The organism is Streptomyces sp. NPDC051664 (assembly GCF_044453545.1).
In the GTDB taxonomy this organism is placed as follows: domain Bacteria; phylum Actinomycetota; class Actinomycetes; order Streptomycetales; family Streptomycetaceae; genus Streptomyces.
In genome coordinates, this window is the sequence record NZ_JBITCU010000012.1 from 1 (window position 1) to 16,461 (window position 16,461).

Consider the following 16,461-nt stretch of genomic DNA (forward strand, 5'->3'; position numbering starts at 1 on the left):
GCTTCCTTTGTACTCACCCTCTCGGGCTTTCCTCCGGGCTTTTCCCTTCGGTCTTGCGTTTCCGACTCTATCAGACTCTTTCGTGTCCGATTCCCGGTCGAAGCGGGTTCCGCTTTCCAGGTTCTCGCTTTCGCGTTTCCCTTTCCGGCGAGTCCGACTCTATCAGATCCTTTCGGGCCTGATTCCCAGTCAGCGGGGCTTGTCTTCCCGGCTGTTGGGCCGTTCCGACGAGTGAGACTTTAGCGAATCCTGCGCCCCGACGCTAATCGGGGTCGCGCTCCTTCGAACGCGGATTCTTCATTTCGCAAATGCGCACAGAGAGCTGGGCGACAGGCGTCGCTCGCTCGTTGTGGTTACTGCGGAATGGTTGTCCGGGGACCGACCGGGGTCGGCACTCACGTCGGACAACTCGGAGCACATTACGGATGCGGGCGGGCCATGTCAACCCCCCGTTGGTCCGGGGTGTGCTGGAAGGCCAGGCGGTAGTCGCGGGGACTGGTGGCCAGGTGGGTGGCGAAGTGCTGGCGCATCGTGATCTCGCTGCCGAAGCCCGTACGGCGGGCCACCTCGGGGAGCGGGAGGTCGGTGCGTTCCAGAAGCTTTTGAGCTGCGGCGATGCGCTGAGTGATCAGCCAGCGCAGGGGGGTGGTGCCCGTGGTCGCCTGGAAATGGCGGGCGAAGGAGCGGGGGGACATGCCGGCGCGGGCGGCGAGGCCGGCCACCGTGTGCGGTTCGGCCAGGTGGGTCAGGGCGTAGGCCCGTACCGCGGCGAGGGTGTCGGCATCCCGGTCGGTGTGCGGGGTGGGGTGCTCGATGAATTGGGCCTGGGTTCCGGTGCGGAACGGGGCCGTGACCATCGAACGTGCGATCGCTGCTGCGGCCTCGGCGCCATGGGTGGTCCGGACGAGATGGAGGCAGAGGTCGATTCCGGCCGCGGTGCCCGCTGACGTCCAGATGTTGTCGTCGTGGAGGAACAGCGCATCCGGGACGACCGTCACGCGGGGGTGGTGGGTGCGGAGGAGGTCGGTGAGGTTCCAGTGGGTGACGGCCCGGCGGCCGTCGAGGAGGCCCGCCTGGGCGAGGGTGAATGCGCCGCCGCAGAGCGCGGCGATCGGGGTGGAGCGGGCGTGGGCGCGGCGGAGGGCTTCCAGGACCGGGGCGGGGGCGGGTGTCAGATGGTCGTCGAGGCCGGGGACGACGATCAGGTCGGCGCGATTCAGCCAGGCGAGGGTGCGGTCCGGGGTGAGGGAGAGGCCACCGCGCAGGGGAACGGGGGCCGGGTCGGCGGCGATGCGGCGCAGGTCGAAGGGCGGGACGCCGCGGTCGGTGCGGTCCACACCCCAGACCTCGGTGATGACCGAGACGTCGAACGCCCGGACGCCGGGGAACGCGACAAGGGCGATGCGGGCGGGGGTGGGTGCGTATCGGAGCGCCATGGTGGCAGTAAAGCATCGATCGATGACTTTTCGACCTCTGGGCGATACGGGTTCGAGGCGGCAGCATCGTTCCCATGGAGATTGCGGAGAACACAGCGCTGGTCGTGGTGGACGTGCAGGAAGGCTTCGAGGAGGTGGGGTACTGGGGGCCGCGGAACAATCCCGAGGCGGATCGCAACATCGCCGAGCTGATCGATGCGTGGCAGGAGAGCGGGCGCCCCGTCGTATTCGTACGGCATGACTCGACGAAGCCGGATTCACCACTGCGGCCCGGATACTCGGGGAACGCGTTCAAGGGATACGTCGAGGAGCGGCGGGGGAAGGGCGGTGGGCCCGAGCTGTTTCTGAGGAAGACGGTCAATTCTGCCTTCTACGGGACGCCCGATCTGGGGGCCTGGCTGAACGAGGCCGGAGTACGGCAGATCGTGGTGGCTGGGATCCAGACCAATATGTGCGCGGAGACGACGGCGCGAATGGGCGGGAACCTCGGGTACGAGGTGTTCTTCGCGTTCGATGCGACGTACACGTTCGACGCGATCGGGCCGTGGGGGTGGGAACTGAGCGCGGACCAGCTGGCGCGGGCCACCGCTGTGACGCTGCACAGCGGTGGGTTCGCGAAGGTCGTGCCGAGCGCGGATCTGGTGGCGGCCGCGGGGAAGTGAGGGTCAGCCGTTGCCCGAGGCCAGCTCGCGGCTGCGGTCGCGGGCTGCTTCGAGGGCGGCGATCAGGGCGGCCCGTACGCCGTGGTTCTCCAGCTCGCGGATGGCGCTGATGGTGGTGCCTGCCGGGCTGGTGACGGCTTCGCGGAGCTTGACCGGGTGTTCGCCGCTGTCGCGGAGCATCACCGCGGCGCCGATGGCGGCCTGCACGATCAGGTCGTGGGCCTGGGCGCGCGGCAGGCCGAGCAGAATGCCCGCGTCGGTCATCGCCTCGACGAGGAAGTAGAAGTACGCGGGTCCCGATCCGGAGAGCGCGGTCGCCGCGTCCTGCTGGGACTCGGGGACACGAAGGGTCTTGCCGACGCCGCCGAAGATCGCCTCGGCGGCGGCGAGGTGGTCGGTGGTGGCGTGACTGCCCGCGGAGATGACGGACATGCCCTCGTCCACGAGGACGGGGGTGTTCGGCATGACACGTACGACCGGAGTCCTCGCAGCGAGGCGGTCCTCGATGAAGCCGGTCGTGATGCCGGCGGCGGCGCTGATGACCAGGCGGTCGGCGGTGACGTGAGGGGTGAGCTCCTCGAGGAGCCGGCCCATGTCCTGGGGCTTGACGGCGAGGATGAGGATGTCGGCGCGCTTGGCGGCCTCGGCGTTGGTGACGGCCTCGACGCCGTAGCGGGTGCGGAGTTCCTTGGCACGCTCGGAGCGGCGGGCGGTGACCAACAGGTCGGCGGGGCGCCAGCCCGCCCGGATCATGCCGCTGAGCAGAGCCTCGCCGATCTTGCCGGTGCCGAGGACTGCGACTGTCTGGGTCATGCGGTTCACCCTCCGGACGGTGCGGTGGTACGCGGTTCTGGTGGTACGTCGTCGCCGCCATCCTCGCACCGGGACATCAGGCGGTGCGGCGTCGGAGGGTGGCTGCGCCGAGGGTGAGGACGAGGAGGGCGCAGCCCGCCACGATCAGGACGTCACGGACGAAGTTGCCGGTGATGTCGGTGTGGTGGAGGACTTCGTTCATGCCGTCGACCGCGTAGGACATGGGCAGGACGTTCGAGATGGCTTCGAGGACGGGCGCCATCTGGTCGCGTGCGATGAACAGGCCGCAGAGCAGGAGCTGCGGGAAGATCACGGCCGGCATGAACTGGACGGCCTGGAACTCGGATGCGGCGAAGGCGGAGACGAACAGGCCGAGTGCCGTGCCGAGCAGGGCGTCGAGCAGGGCGACGAGGAGCAGCAGCCAGGGGGAGCCGACCACGTCGAGGCCGAGCACCCAGACCGAGAGCGCGGTGGCCAGGAGCGACTGGAGAATCGCGACGGCGCCGAACGCGAGGGCGTAACCGGCGATCAGATCACCCTTGCCCAGCGGCATGGCGAGGAGGCGTTCCAGGGTGCCCGAGGTGCGTTCGCGGAGGGTGGCGATCGACGTCACCAGGAACATTGTGATCAGCGGGAAGATGCCGAGCAGCGAGGCTCCGATCGCGTCGAACGTGCGCGGGCTGCCGTCGAAGACGTACCGCAGCAGCGTGATCATCACGACCGGGATGAGGAGCAGCAGCGCGACGGTACGCGGGTCGTGGGTCAGCTGGCGCAGGACGCGGGCAGCGGTGGCGAGGGTGCGGGCGGGGCTGAGGGCCTGGGGCCCCGGCTGCGCGTGGGGGTGGGAGTCGGTGGCTGCCTGCGGAGTGGCGGCGGCTTGCTGCGGCGTGTTCGTCGAGCTCATCGGGCGTTCTCCTGACGGGTGGCAGCCTCGTCGACCAGGTGGAGGAAGGCTTCTTCGACGGTGGCGGTGCGGGCGTCGGTGCGCAGCGCCTCGGGGGTGCCGTCGGCGAGGATCTCGCCCTCACGCATGAGGAGCAGGCGGTGGCAGCGCTCGGCCTCATCCATGACGTGGGACGAGACGAGGAGCGTGGTGCCGTGGTCGGCGGCGAGGCTGTGGAAGAGGTTCCACAGATCGCGACGGAGTACCGGGTCGAGCCCGACCGTCGGTTCGTCGAGGATCAGGAGTTCGGGGGTGCCGAGCAGGGCGGCGGCGAGGGAGACGCGGGTGAGCTGGCCGCCGGACAGAGTTCCGGCGAGAGCGTCCGCGTGGCTGGTCAGGTCGACATCGGCGATGGCCCGGGTGACGGTGGCCCGGCGGGCCTCCCGGTGGCTGCGGCCCGGCTGGAGGATGGCCGCGAAGTAGTCGAGGTTCTGCCGGACGCTGAGGTCGGTGTAGACCGACGGCGCCTGGGTGACGTACCCGATGCGCGGGCGGAGGGTGGGGTGGCCCGCAGGAGTGCCGAGGACGTCGAGGGTTCCGGTGACCTTGGCCTGGGTGCCGACGACAGCTCGCATCAGGGTGGTCTTTCCGCAGCCCGAGGGGCCGAGGAGGCCGGTGATCCTGCCCGGTTCGACGGTGAAGTCGAGGCCGCGCAGGACGGTTCGATCGCCTCGTACGACGGTGAGGCCGCGGGCCTCGATGGCGACGCCCGAAGAATTCATCATGCGATGAATTTTGGTCCCCGTGGCGCCCGCGCGTCAAGGGACCTGGCGATACGGGCGCGGGGGGTGCAGGGGACGGGCGGAGCCTCCGCTTCGGCATGACGGTCAGCGCGTTGCCACGCTGAGGTCGACCACGTAGCTCTCCTCGACCGCGCCGTCAGGGAAGAGCTCCGCGAGGCGGACGCGCTCCTCGGTGAGGAACCGGCGGGCGGGTTCCTCACCGAGGACGAGGAACGCGGAGTGGCTGCCGAGGTTGGCGAGGTGGGTGTCGAGCGGGACCCGGCGGGTCCACGGCACCGTGCGGTGTACGAAGCCGAGCCCGGCCGGCAGGTCGCGGGAGCGGACGGGCGAACCGTGGGCGCCCTCGTCGGCACCGAAGAAGTGGCGGAGGCGGGCGTCCTGCTCCGCGATCCAAGGAACGGAATGGTCGGAGACGTTCCACCAGAGCGCAAGGGAGCCACCCGGGCGCAGGACGCGGAGGGCCTCGGGGGTGGCGAGGGCCTGGTCGGTCCAGTGCCAGGACTGGGCGTACGTGATCAGATCGGCCGAGGCGGTGGCGAAGGGGAGGCGGTTGCCGTCACCGCGCACGATGGGGATCTGCGGGAGCGACCGGTGGAGTTCCGCCGCCATGCCGGGGCCCGGCTCGACGGCCGTGACGTGGGCGCCCCGGTCGTGGAGGAGACGGGTGGAAATACCGGTGCCGGCCCCGATGTCGAGGGTGCGGGCGCCGCGCAGGGGGTGACGGGTGAGCTCTTCGACCGTGGTGAAGAGGGCGGGCGGGTAGCCGGGCCGGGCCGCAGCGTACTGGGCGGCGGCGCGGTCGAAGGAGAGGGCGCGGGGACGGGGCGTGGGCGGGTCCGTGTGAGGCACGGGACCATCGTCGCCCGGGTGGGGCTACTTGCGCCGAGGTTTCCTGGCCTTCGACGTCTTGCGGCCCGCCGGGTTCCCGGTCTTCGTCGAGCGGCGCTTCGCATACCGGGCGACGGCCGTCTCGTACTCCGTACGTCGCAGCTTCTCGCCCGGCGCCTCCAGGAACGAGCGGAAGAAGTACGCGAGCAGCGAGCCGACGAAGCCGATCGTCTTGAGACCGCGCAGGTTGTCCTCACGGGCCTGGTCGGCGGGGCGGTGGCTGAATCCTTCCCAGGTCTTGCGGAAGGCGACGGCGCTGCAGACGGCGAACATCAGGACGACCAGGATGCCGACGAGGCTGCCGACATCGGCGATCTCCAGGCCCTGGTAGGCGAAGCGGAGCACGAAGCAGGAAGCGACGGCCGCGGCGAGGGAGCCGAGGGCGACGCCGACGCGGCGGAGCCCGTACTGACCGTCGTGCTCGAGCCAGGTCGTACCGAAGAAGCGGATGGGCTCGGGCTGCGGGCCGGGAGCGGTGGATCCGGGCTCCGGGCCGCTGGGTGCTTCGCTGTTCTCGCTCACGAGGTCGATTATCCCCGGGCCGTAGCTGCGGCGGCACTGCCCCCGTGCGGGGGCCGCCCGCAGCGGGTGTGCCTCGGCCCCCGGCGACCACTGGGTCGCCGGGGGCCGAAAGAGGTCGGGGGTGTGTGCGTGTGTCAGCCGAGCTTGGAGACGTCGCGTACCGCGCCGCGGTCCGCGCTTGTCGCCATCGCCGCGTACGCCCGCAGCGCCGCCGAGACCTTGCGCTCGCGGCTCTTCGGCGCGTACACGCCGTTCAGCGCCTCACGGCGGGCGGTCAGCTCGGCCTCGGGGACGAGGAGCTCGATCGACCGGTTCGGGATGTCGATCCTGATCCGGTCGCCGTCCTCGACGAGCGCGATCGTGCCGCCCGATGCCGCCTCCGGCGACGCGTGGCCGATCGACAGACCCGACGTACCGCCGGAGAAGCGACCGTCGGTCACCAGGGCGCAGCTCTTGCCGAGGCCGCGGCCCTTGAGGAACGAGGTGGGGTAGAGCATCTCCTGCATGCCGGGGCCGCCGCGCGGGCCCTCGTAACGGATGACGACGACGTCGCCCTCCTTGATCTCCTTGCGGAGGATCTTGTCGACGGCCTCCTCCTGCGACTCGCAGACGACCGCCGGGCCCTCGAAGGTCCAGATCGACTCGTCAACGCCCGCCGTCTTCACCACGCAGCCGTCCTCGGCGAGATTCCCCTTGAGGACCGCGAGGCCACCGTCCTTGGAGTACGCGTGCTCCAGGTCGCGGATGCAGCCGCCCGCCGCGTCCAGGTCGAGGGTCTCCCAGCGCTCGGACTGCGAGAAGGCGGTCGCGGAACGGACGCAGCCGGGGGCCGCGTGCCACAGCTCGACGGCTTCGGGGGACGGAGAGCCGCCGCGGACGTCCCAGTTCTTCAGCCACTCGGCGAGAGTGGCGGAGTGCACCGAGTGCACGTCCTCGTCGAGCAGGCCGGCGCGGTGGAGCTCACCGAGGATGGCGGGGATGCCGCCGGCCCGGTGGACGTCCTCCATGTAGTACGTGCCGCCGGGGGCCACGTTGGGCGCGACCTTCGACAGGCAGGGGACGCGGCGCGAGACCTCGTTGATGTCGTCGAGGTCGTAGGCCAGCTCGGCCTCCTGAGCGGCGGCGAGCAGGTGCAGGATCGTGTTGGTGGAGCCGCCCATGGCGATGTCCAGCGCCATGGCGTTGTCGAAAGCGGCGCGGGTGCCGATGGAGCGCGGCAGGACCGTTGCGTCGTCCTGCTCGTAGTAGCGCTTGGTGATCTCGACGACCGTACGGCCGGCCTCCTCGTACAGCGCCTTGCGGGCGGTGTGCGTGGCGAGGACGGAGCCGTTGCCGGGGAGGGAGAGACCGAGGACCTCGGTCAGACAGTTCATCGAGTTGGCGGTGAACATGCCGGAACAACTGCCGCAGGTGGGACAGGCGTTCTCCTCGATACGGAGGATGTCCTCGTCCGAGACGCTCTCGTTGACCGCGTCGCTGATCGCGTTGATCAGGTCGAGCTTGCGGACCGTGCCGTCGACGAGGGTGGCCCGGCCGGCCTCCATCGGGCCACCGGAGACAAAGACCGTCGGGATGTTCAGACGCATCGCGGCCATCAGCATGCCGGGCGTGATCTTGTCGCAGTTGGAGATGCAGATCAGCGCGTCCGCGCAGTGCGCCTCGACCATGTACTCGACGGAGTCGGCGATCAGGTCGCGGGAGGGGAGCGAGTAGAGCATCCCCGCGTGGCCCATCGCGATGCCGTCGTCGACGGCGATGGTGTTGAACTCGCGAGGCACCGCGCCCGCGGCCTTGATGGCATCGGAGACGATCCTGCCCACCGGCGCGAGATGGGTGTGGCCGGGGACGAACTCGGTGAAGGAGTTGGCGACCGCAATGATCGGCTTGCCGATGTCCTCGCTCGCTACGCCCGAGGCCCGCATAAGGGCGCGGGCGCCCGCCATGTTGCGGCCGTGGGTGACAGTGCGGGACCTCAGCTGGGGCATCGTCGCTCGCTCCTTCGACAGATATGACTCCCTCCGAGGGTACGCCTCGGCTCCAAGATCTGGACACTCTGTCCGGAATGCGGGATGGCCTGCTCGCTGTGCGAGCGGGACGCCCAGCCACCGGCGCCTGGATGCCGGACGGGCCGGGCGATGACGCCCGGAAGATCGGTCAGGCCTGCGTCAGATAGCGCTGCAGCGTCGGTGCGACCATCGCGACGATCTTCTCCGGCTCCGCCGAGGCCAGCGGCTCCGCCTTGATCACGTACCGCAGCATCGCGATCCCGATCATGTGCGAGGCGGCCAGCTCCGCGCGGAACGTCGCGTCCGGTACGTCCAGTGCCTCCGCGATCCGTTCCAGCAGCCGCCGCAGCACAAAGCCGCGCAGCACCTTGGCCGCCGCCTCGTGTGTCAGCGCGGACCGCATGATCGCCAGCAAGGGGGCTCGGGACGCGGGGTTCTCCCATACACCGATGAAGTAGCGGGCCAGCCGCTCCCCCAGGCCGTCCGTGCCGCCGCTGAGGATGGCCGGGATCACCAGCGCGGGTTCGAAGGAGACCTCGATCGCCGCCGCGAAGACCTCGTCCTTCGTACCGTAGTAGTGGTGCACGAGCGCGGCGTCGACTGCTGCCCTCTTGGCAATGCCCCTGATCGACGTCTTGTCGTAGCCGCGTTCGGCGAACTCGGTACGGGCCGCCTCCAGGATGCGTTCGCGGGCGCCGGGGCCGGTGGTTTCGGCCGTACGGGCGGGGCGGCCGCGGCGTTTGGGACGTTCGGCGGGGCCGTGCGGGACAGGACCCCCGTCGGTGGTCATGGGCGCGGTGCCTGCGCCGTCGCGGACGCCAGGTGGAGCCGGGTGAAGGCCAGCGCCTCCGCCAGGTCGGCCTCACGTTCGGCGGCGGACATGGCGCGGCGGGTATTGACCTCGATGACCACATGGCCGTCGAAGCCGGTACGGGCCAGCCGTTCCAGCAGTTCGGCGCAGGGCTGGTCACCGCGGCCGGGCACCAGGTGCTCGTCCTTGTTGGAGCCCTTGCCGTCGGCCAGGTGGATGTGGGCGAGCCGGTCGCCCATCCGCTCGACCATGGCCATGCCGTCGGTGCGGGCGGTCGCGGTGTGCGAGAGGTCGACGGTGAAATGACGGTAGTCGTCGTTGGTGACGTCCCAGTCGGGGGCGTACGCAAGCAGCTCGCGGTCCCGGTACCGCCACGGGTACATGTTCTCGACAGCGAACCGCACGTCCGTCTCGTCCGCCATACGCCAGATACCGCTGACGAAATCGCGCGCGTACTGCCGCTGCCAGCGGAACGGCGGATGGACGACGACCGTCGACGCTCCGAGCTTCTCCGCGGCCGCCCGGGCCCGCTGGAGCTTCACCCATGGATCGGTGGACCAGACCCGCTGCGTGATCAGCAGGCAGGGCGCGTGAACGGCGAGGATCGGCACCTGGTGATAGTCCGAGAGCCGTCGCAGCGCCTCGATGTCCTGGCTGACGGGGTCGGTCCAGACCATGATCTCGACACCGTCGTAGCCCAGACGCGCGGCGATCTCGAAGGCCGTCGCCGTCGACTCCGGATAGACGGAGGCCGTCGACAGGGCGACCTTCGCATCCGGGATGCGCACCACTGGTTCTGCCACGGAGACAGGGTACGGGGCGGCTGTGCGCGCCACCGAGGGGCCGAGGCGGAAAGTGATCAGGGCCATGGTCGGCTCCGCGTGCTCCCGATCGACCCCCGGCCCGGCCTCCGGTCGGTTGCGAGCGGCTTTCGGCCGGCGCCGGACGGTTTCGGTCGGCGCCGACCTGTTTCCGGTTGTCTGCGAACGGCTTCCGCGGCTCCGGGACCTCTTCCGTGGCGGCTTCCGGACGGCTTCCTGTGGCTCTTTCGCGCCGTCCGGTGCGCCGGGTGGGTGGCTGGGTGAGGTGGATGGCGTGGGTCAGTTCAGGGCCGCGGACGCCGTCGGGAGGTGGTCCAGGCGGCGCAGGATGACTCCCTCGCGCAGCGCCCACGGGCAGATCTCCAACTCCTCCACCCCGAAGAGGTCCATCGCCCCCTCGGCGACCAGCGCCCCGGCCAGCAGCTGCGCCGCCCGCCCCTCGGAGACCCCGGGCAGACGCCCGCGCTGGTCGGCGGTCATCGCCGCCAGCTTCGGCACCCACTCCTCCAGCGCCTTGCGGCTCAGGGTGCGCTCTACGTACAGGCCCTCCGCGGAGCGCGCGGCGCCCGCGATCCTGGCGAGCTGCTTGAACGTCTTGGAGGTCGCTACGACATGGTCAGGACGGCCGAAGCGGCTGAATTCGCCGACCGTACGGGCGATCTGGGCCCGCACATGGCGGCGCAGCGCCTTCACCTCCACCGGGTCCGGCGGATCGCCCGGCAGCCAGCCGGAGGTGAGGCGTCCGGCCCCCAGCGGCAGCGACACCGCGGTGTGGGGCTCCTCGTCGATGCCGAAACCGATCTCCAGCGAGCCGCCACCGATGTCCAGGACCAGCAGCTTCCCGGCCGACCAGCCGAACCAGCGGCGGGCGGCGAGGAAGGTGAGCCGTGCCTCCTCCTCGCCGGTGAGGACAGCGAGGTCGATGCCGGTCTCTTCCCGTACCCGGGCCAGCACCTGGTCGGCGTTGCTCGCTTCCCGTACCGCGGACGTGGCGAACGGCAGCACGTCCTCGCAACCCTTGTCCTCGGCGGCCTGCAGCGCATCTGCGACCGTCGTGACAAGCCGGTCCACGCCGGCGGGTCCGATCGCCCCGTCCGCGTCCAGCAGTTCGGCCAGGCGCAGCTCCGCCTTGTGTGAATGCGCGGGCAGCGGGCGGGCGCCGGGGTGCGCGTCCACCACCAGCAGATGAACCGTGTTCGACCCCACGTCGAGGACTCCGAGTCTCATACCCGGCACGCTACTGCTCTCGCGGACTTACCCTTGGCCCGTGCCAAAGACGAAAAAGGCGAAGCCGGACAAAGTCACTAAGAAGCAGAGAATGAAGCAGGAGATGCAGCAGCCGGAAGTGAGCGGACCGGACCGGTCCGAAGACGAGAAGGGGATCGACTTCGCACGTGCCTGGGTCGAGTTCCCCGACCCCGCGGACGACGAACAGATCTTCCGCTGCGACCTGACCTGGCTGACCTCCAGGTGGACCTGCATCTTCGGCAGTGGCTGTCAGGGCATCCAGGCGGGCCGTGCGGACGACGGGTGCTGCACGCTGGGCGCGCACTTCTCGGACGAGGACGACGAGAAGCGGGTGGCGGATCATGTCTCCCGGCTGACCCCGGAGCTGTGGCAGTTCCATGACGTCGGTACGGAGACGGGCTGGGTCGAGGTCGACGACGACGGGGAACGCCAGACGCGCCGCTGGAAGGGATCCTGCATCTTCCAGAACCGGCCCGGGTTCGCGGCGGGAGCAGGCTGTTCGCTGCACATCCTGGCGCTCCGGGAGGGCAAGGAGCCCCTGGAGACCAAGCCGGACGTGTGCTGGCAGCTGCCGATCCGGCGTACGTACGACTGGATCGACCGACCCGACGACACACGCGTGCTCCAGGTCTCGATCGGCGAGTACGACCGCCGGGGCTGGGGTCCGGGCGGTCACGATCTGCACTGGTGGTGCACGTCGGCGACATCGGCGCACGGCGCCGGGGAGCCGGTCTATGTGTCCTACCGGCCCGAGCTCACCGAGCTCATGGGCAAGGAGGGGTACGAGCGGCTGGTCGAGCTGTGCGAGGAGCGGTTGTCCTCGCTGCTGCCCATGGCGCCGCATCCTGCGGATCCTCCGGTGCAGCCGTCCGGGCCTGCGAGGTCCTGACCGAGGCCGGGGAGACGGGCTGAAGCCGTCCTGTCAGCCCGTCGGCGCCGGGGCGCTCGTGCTTGTCCCCGGGGCGGAGGGGTCAGGGGACGGGTCGGAGGGGGTGGACGGGTTCGACGGATCCGGGGACGGTTCCGGGGCCGTCGGTGACGGTGTGGGGTCCGTCGGGTGGCTCGGGCCGGGCGAGGTCGACGGTGGGACGGACGGGTGGCCCGAGTGGGGCGGCTTGGTGGGGCCGGTCGGGCCGCCGGACGGGGCCGGCGCCGCTCTGTGCCCGCGGACCAGCACTGTCGAGCCCGACGGGGCGAGACTGATGCTCGCGCTCCAGGCCCCGGCCGGTTCCCGCGCATGGTCCACGTAAGCGCGGATCGTGACGCTCTCCCCCGCGGCGAGGGTTCCGGAGTGCCTGCCGAGGCGGAGCCAGGGCGCATCCGCCCGTGCCGTCCAGGCCACGGGGGCAGCGCCTGAGGCGGTCAGTGTGATCAGCGTGGTGTCGCCGGACGAGCGGGCCGTGACGGCGAGCCGGCCGGGGCCGTGCTGCCCCGTCCCGGAGCTGATGACTTCTGCGGAGACATCCGGCGTACGACTGCCGTCCTTGAAACGGGAGCCGGGGTCGGGGCTGGCATTGCCCGCGTTCTGGTAGCGGTCGTACGGGTCGCCGCCGAACTCGCTCGGGCCGTCCTTCTCGGTCGCGGTGACCGAGGAGCCCTCGTGCCCCTCGCCGGTCAGCGGCGCGCCCCGGTAGGCGGACCACAGCGCGATCACCGGGGCGGCGACGACCGTCGCCACCAACGTCGTCGTCACGACTCTCGCCCGCAGCCGGTCCCGGCGCGCGGCGTGGTCCTTCGGGTCCATCGGGAAGCCCGTCCGGTCGAAGCGCGGAGTGGCGGACCGATTCCTCTGGGCATGGACCATCGCCACGTACGCGGAGGGCCGCGGGGCCTCGACGACCGGAAGTGCGGCACCCGGGCTGACGGACGCGCCCGGCCAGGGGCCTTCGGCGCCCGCCCGCTCGGCGACGCGGCGGCATCGGGGACAGTCGTCGACGTGGCGGACGAGCTCGCTGCGCAGGGCGGCGGAGAGCAGGACGCGGTGGTCGCCGAAGAGCCGGGCGACGGTGGGACAGTTGCCGGTTTCGACGACGGCGAGGGCGGCCCGGGTGCGTTCCACTTCGCAGGCCGCGGCGGCCAGGAGCTCACGGGCGGTCGCGGGGTCGAGGCCGAGGACGGAGGCGACGGCGCGCGGGGCGAGGCGGTGGCGTACGGCCAGTTCGAGCGCTTCGCGCTGTTCGGGCGTGGTGCCGGCGGCCTCGGGCCAGGCGAGCTGCGCGAGTTCGCGGCGGTGCGCTTCGGCTGCCGCGGCGGTCTCGGAGGCGTCCGTGGCATCTGCGGCGAGGGCGGTGGCGTCGGGGGGCACACAGATTTGTGAGCGCGCCCCCTGGGCGGCCGCGGTCGTACCGCCCGGCCGCCCGGCCGCCTGCTGGCGGTGCGCCTGCCGGCCCCGGTTCTGCGTTTGGCTCTTCTGCTCCGCGAGCTTGCGCAGGCACGTCCACCTGGCCAGCGCGTACAGCCAGGTTTTACGTTCCTCCTCCCCCCCGGGGCTCCGCCCGTCCTGCCGTTCCGCAATGGCGAGTACCGCGCCCAGCGCCTCGATGGCTCCGTCGTGATCGCAGAGCACGGAGAGGCAGTAGGTGAACAGGCCGTCGAGATACGCCTCGGAACGGGCGGGCGCTCGCTCCGGCGACGCCTGGGGCGCACGGCGCTGCGCCCGGTGTGCGCCGGTGGAGTGCCTGGGGGTCTGCAGCCTGCTGCTCGTCACCTTGCGACCGTAAGCAAGGCAGAGCATGGCCCTGGCACCCCTTTCGCACATTTAACCCTTACGGGTGAACGTATCCCTTGAAAGGGGACAGGAATCGTCAATTCCGTCGGGCTTCCTGACCGGTCGCCCCTCTCCCTGCACCCCCGCGCTTCCCCCTCGCCCGCACGCCACAGACACCACCGCGAGCTTCCACGTACCCGCGCCGGGCGGCGTTGTCAGTCCTCACCTATACGGTGGCGCCATGGCTGCCCGTACAAAATCCGCGAAGGACCGGCCGTCCTACCGCTGCACCGAGTGCAGCTGGACGACCGCCAAGTGGCTCGGCCGATGCCCCGAATGCCAGGCGTGGGGGACGGTCGAGGAGTTCGGCGGCGCCCCTGCCGTACGGACGACGGCGGCCGGCCGCGTCAGCTCGGCCGCACTCCCCATCGGCCAGGTCGACAGCCGACAGGCCACCGCCCGGCCGACCGGGGTGGACGAGCTGGACCGGGTGCTCGGCGGCGGGCTGGTCCCCGGCGCCGTGGTGCTGCTGGCGGGCGAGCCGGGCGTCGGCAAGTCGACGCTCCTGCTGGATGTGGCCGCCAAGGCCGCCAGCGACGAGCACCGCACGCTCTATGTCACCGCGGAGGAGTCCGCAAGCCAGGTGCGGCTGCGCGCCGACCGGATCCGGGCGATCAACGACCACCTCTTCCTCGCCGCCGAGACCGACCTCTCCGCGGTCCTCGGCCATCTGGACGCGGTCAAGCCGTCCCTGCTCATCCTCGACTCCGTACAGACCGTCGCCTCGCCCGAGATCGAGGGCGCACCCGGCGGGATGGCACAGGTCCGGGAGGTAGCCGGTGCGCTCATCCGCGCCTCCAAGGAACGCGGCATGTCCACGCTGCTGGTCGGCCATGTCACCAAGGACGGCGCGATCGCCGGGCCGCGACTGCTGGAGCATCTCGTCGATGTGGTGCTCTCCTTCGAGGGCGACCGGCATGCGCGCCTCCGGCTGGTCCGAGGCGTGAAGAACCGGTACGGGGCGACCGACGAGGTCGGCTGTTTCGAACTGCACGACGAGGGCATCACGGGCCTCGCCGACCCGTCCGGCCTCTTCCTCACCCGGCGCGACGAACCCGTGCCGGGCACCTGTCTGACGGTCACGCTGGAAGGGCGGCGCCCGCTCGTCGCCGAAGTGCAGGCGCTGACGGTCGATTCGCAGATCCCCTCACCGCGGCGCACCACCTCCGGCCTGGAGACGTCCCGGGTCTCGATGATGCTGGCGGTTCTGGAGCAGCGCGGCCGGATCAGCGCACTCGGCAAACGGGACATCTACAGCGCCACGGTCGGCGGTGTGAAGCTCTCCGAACCCGCCGCGGACCTTGCGATCGCGCTTGCGCTGGCCAGTGCGGCGAGCGACACACCACTGCCCAAGAACCTGGTGGCGATCGGCGAGGTGGGCCTCGCGGGCGAGGTCAGAAGGGTTACGGGGGTGCAGCGCAGACTGGCCGAAGCACACCGCCTGGGCTTCACCCACGCACTGGTGCCGACCGACCCAGGGAAGGTTCCACCCGGTATGAAGGTCACGGAAGTCGCCAACATGGGCGACGCGCTGAGAGTGCTCCCGCGCCGGTCTCGTACAGAGCCCCCACGGGAGGCCGACGCACGCCGGTAGACTTTGCCCTGGTCTCGCCCGTCCGTACGAACGGTATGAGGGACATAAGGGCACCGCAAACCTGTGACCGGAGGAGTGCAGTGGCAGCCAGCGACCGGGCAGCATCGCCCGGAAAGTCCGGCCAAGGCACCGGTAATGAGGCGCTGATGCGCGCCTCATTGAGCGCCGTCGCGCCCGGAATGGCCCTGCGGGACGGCCTGGAGCGCATCCTCCGCGGCAACACCGGCGGGCTGATCGTGCTCGGCATGGACAAGACCGTCGAGTCGATGTGCACCGGCGGCTTCGTGCTGGACGTGGAGTTCACCGCGACGCGGCTGCGCGAGCTGGCCAAGCTCGACGGGGCACTGATCCTCGACAAGGACATGACGAAGATCCTGCGGGCCGGCGTGCAGCTGGTCCCGGACGCCTCCATCCCCACCGAGGAGACCGGCACTCGCCACCGCACGGCGGACCGGGTCTCCAGGCAGTGCAACTTCCCGGTCGTCTCGGTCTCGCAGTCGATGCGTCTGATCGCGCTGTACGTGGACGGGGAGCGCCGGGTCCTGGAGGAGTCCGCCGCGATCCTCTCCCGCGCCAACCAGGCCCTCGCCACCCTGGAGCGATACAAGCTCCGCCTCGACGAGGTCGCGGGCACGCTCTCCGCGCTGGAGATCGAGGACCTGGTCACGGTGCGGGATGTGACGGCTGTCGCGCAACGTCTGGAGATGGTCCGCCGGATCGCGACCGAAATCGCCGAATACGTGGTCGAGCTGGGCACCGACGGCCGGCTTCTCTCCCTCCAGCTCGACGAGTTGATCGCGGGAGTCGAGCCGGAGCGAGAGCTGGTCGTGCGTGACTACGTGCCGGAGCCGACCGCCAAGCGGTCGCGTACGGTCACGGAGGCGCTGACCGAGCTGGACGGGCTCTCGCACACCGAGCTGCTCGAACTGCCGGTCGTGGCACGGGCCCTGGGGTACAGCGGCTCACCCGAGACCCTCGACTCGGCGGTCTCGCCCCGCGGTTTCCGGCTGCTGGCGAAGGTGCCGCGGCTGCCCGGCGCAATCATCGACCGGCTGGTGGAGTACTTCGGCGGACTGCAGAAGCTGCTCGCAGCGAGCGTCGACGACCTTCAGACGGTGGACGGAGTCGGCGAGGCACGGGCGCGGAGTGTGCGCGAGGGGCTGTCGCGGCTGGCCGAGTCGTCGATTCTTGAGCGGTACGTCTAGCG

The 16,461-nt window shown here is 70.6% G+C and carries 15 protein-coding genes; 4 read left to right on the forward strand and 11 right to left on the reverse strand.

Going from position 1 to position 16,461, the window contains the following annotated elements:
* Positions 1–419 precede the first annotated feature (419 nt).
* A complete protein-coding gene (locus ACIA8E_RS22435; protein WP_399300953.1) occupies positions 420–1,436 on the reverse strand; it encodes a GlxA family transcriptional regulator in 1,017 nt (338 codons plus the stop codon).
* A 74-nt stretch (positions 1,437–1,510) separates the two neighbouring features.
* On the opposite strand from ACIA8E_RS22435, the gene ACIA8E_RS22440 reads away from it, so the two are divergent.
* The gene (locus ACIA8E_RS22440; RefSeq protein WP_399300955.1) at positions 1,511–2,098 is read left to right on the forward strand and encodes a cysteine hydrolase family protein; all 588 of its coding nucleotides are present in this window, start codon (positions 1,511–1,513) and stop codon (positions 2,096–2,098) included.
* A 3-nt stretch (positions 2,099–2,101) separates the two neighbouring features.
* On the opposite strand, the gene proC is transcribed toward ACIA8E_RS22440, so the two are convergent.
* From proC to ACIA8E_RS22485, 9 genes are all read right to left on the reverse strand, one after another.
* Complete coding sequence (proC, locus tag ACIA8E_RS22445) at positions 2,102–2,911, reverse strand: pyrroline-5-carboxylate reductase (protein ID WP_399300957.1); 810 nt, start codon at positions 2,909–2,911, stop codon at positions 2,102–2,104.
* Positions 2,912–2,987: 76 nt separating this feature from the next.
* Positions 2,988–3,815: an ABC transporter permease gene (locus tag ACIA8E_RS22450; RefSeq protein ID WP_399300959.1), complete on the reverse strand. Its 828-nt coding sequence runs from the start codon at positions 3,813–3,815 to the stop codon at positions 2,988–2,990.
* A complete protein-coding gene (locus ACIA8E_RS22455; RefSeq protein ID WP_399300961.1) occupies positions 3,812–4,579 on the reverse strand; it encodes an ABC transporter ATP-binding protein in 768 nt (255 codons plus the stop codon). Before ACIA8E_RS22455 ends, ACIA8E_RS22450 begins: the two co-directional genes overlap by 4 nt.
* Before the next feature lie 102 nt (positions 4,580–4,681).
* A complete protein-coding gene (locus tag ACIA8E_RS22460) occupies positions 4,682–5,446 on the reverse strand; it encodes a class I SAM-dependent methyltransferase (protein ID WP_399300963.1) in 765 nt (254 codons plus the stop codon).
* A 24-nt stretch (positions 5,447–5,470) separates the two neighbouring features.
* A complete protein-coding gene (locus tag ACIA8E_RS22465) occupies positions 5,471–6,007 on the reverse strand; it encodes a hypothetical protein (protein ID WP_399300965.1) in 537 nt (178 codons plus the stop codon).
* Positions 6,008–6,141: 134 nt separating this feature from the next.
* On the reverse strand, positions 6,142–7,992 hold the full coding sequence (gene ilvD / locus ACIA8E_RS22470) for a dihydroxy-acid dehydratase (RefSeq protein WP_399300966.1): 1,851 nt from the start codon (positions 7,990–7,992) through the stop codon (positions 6,142–6,144).
* Between the two features lie 169 nt (positions 7,993–8,161).
* The gene (locus ACIA8E_RS22475; RefSeq protein ID WP_399300968.1) at positions 8,162–8,803 is read right to left on the reverse strand and encodes a TetR family transcriptional regulator; all 642 of its coding nucleotides are present in this window, start codon (positions 8,801–8,803) and stop codon (positions 8,162–8,164) included.
* Positions 8,800–9,627, reverse strand: a complete 828-nt coding sequence (locus ACIA8E_RS22480) for a sugar phosphate isomerase/epimerase family protein (protein ID WP_399300970.1) — start codon at positions 9,625–9,627, stop codon at positions 8,800–8,802. Before ACIA8E_RS22480 ends, ACIA8E_RS22475 begins: the two co-directional genes overlap by 4 nt.
* Before the next feature lie 297 nt (positions 9,628–9,924).
* Positions 9,925–10,872, reverse strand: coding sequence for a Ppx/GppA family phosphatase (locus ACIA8E_RS22485; RefSeq protein ID WP_399300972.1), 948 nt, complete (start codon positions 10,870–10,872; stop codon positions 9,925–9,927).
* A gap of 40 nt (positions 10,873–10,912) precedes the next feature.
* On the opposite strand from ACIA8E_RS22485, the gene ACIA8E_RS22490 reads away from it, so the two are divergent.
* Positions 10,913–11,782: a hypothetical protein gene (locus tag ACIA8E_RS22490; protein WP_399300974.1), complete on the forward strand. Its 870-nt coding sequence runs from the start codon at positions 10,913–10,915 to the stop codon at positions 11,780–11,782.
* Positions 11,783–11,815: 33 nt separating this feature from the next.
* On the opposite strand, the gene ACIA8E_RS22495 is transcribed toward ACIA8E_RS22490, so the two are convergent.
* Positions 11,816–13,651, reverse strand: coding sequence for a hypothetical protein (locus ACIA8E_RS22495; protein WP_399300976.1), 1,836 nt, complete (start codon positions 13,649–13,651; stop codon positions 11,816–11,818).
* A 190-nt stretch (positions 13,652–13,841) separates the two neighbouring features.
* Here ACIA8E_RS22495 and radA point away from each other — a divergent pair, with 190 nt between their 5' ends.
* Both radA and disA read left to right on the forward strand, forming a co-directional pair.
* Positions 13,842–15,254 carry a DNA repair protein RadA gene (gene radA, locus ACIA8E_RS22500; protein WP_399300978.1) on the forward strand — a complete coding sequence of 471 codons (1,413 nt, stop codon included), beginning with the start codon at positions 13,842–13,844 and terminating at the stop codon, positions 15,252–15,254.
* Between the two features lie 80 nt (positions 15,255–15,334).
* Positions 15,335–16,459, forward strand: a complete 1,125-nt coding sequence (disA, locus tag ACIA8E_RS22505; RefSeq protein ID WP_030925348.1) for a DNA integrity scanning diadenylate cyclase DisA — start codon at positions 15,335–15,337, stop codon at positions 16,457–16,459.
* The last annotated feature ends 2 nt before the right edge of the window (positions 16,460–16,461 follow it).

Excerpts from the sequence above, each read along its gene's own strand:
- ACIA8E_RS22435 (WP_399300953.1), bottom strand. The coding sequence starts at position 1,436 with ATGGCGCTCCGATACGCACCCACCCCCGCCCGCATCGCCCTTGTCGCG.
- ACIA8E_RS22440 (WP_399300955.1), top strand. The coding sequence starts at position 1,511 with ATGGAGATTGCGGAGAACACAGCGCTGGTCGTGGTGGACGTGCAGGAA.
- proC (WP_399300957.1), bottom strand. The coding sequence starts at position 2,911 with ATGACCCAGACAGTCGCAGTCCTCGGCACCGGCAAGATCGGCGAGGCT.
- ACIA8E_RS22450 (WP_399300959.1), bottom strand. The coding sequence starts at position 3,815 with ATGAGCTCGACGAACACGCCGCAGCAAGCCGCCGCCACTCCGCAGGCA.
- ACIA8E_RS22455 (WP_399300961.1), bottom strand. The coding sequence starts at position 4,579 with ATGATGAATTCTTCGGGCGTCGCCATCGAGGCCCGCGGCCTCACCGTC.
- ilvD (WP_399300966.1), bottom strand. The coding sequence starts at position 7,992 with ATGCCCCAGCTGAGGTCCCGCACTGTCACCCACGGCCGCAACATGGCG.
- ACIA8E_RS22475 (WP_399300968.1), bottom strand. The coding sequence starts at position 8,803 with ATGACCACCGACGGGGGTCCTGTCCCGCACGGCCCCGCCGAACGTCCC.
- ACIA8E_RS22485 (WP_399300972.1), bottom strand. The coding sequence starts at position 10,872 with ATGAGACTCGGAGTCCTCGACGTGGGGTCGAACACGGTTCATCTGCTG.
- ACIA8E_RS22495 (WP_399300976.1), bottom strand. The coding sequence starts at position 13,651 with ATGTGCGAAAGGGGTGCCAGGGCCATGCTCTGCCTTGCTTACGGTCGC.
- radA (WP_399300978.1), top strand. The coding sequence starts at position 13,842 with ATGGCTGCCCGTACAAAATCCGCGAAGGACCGGCCGTCCTACCGCTGC.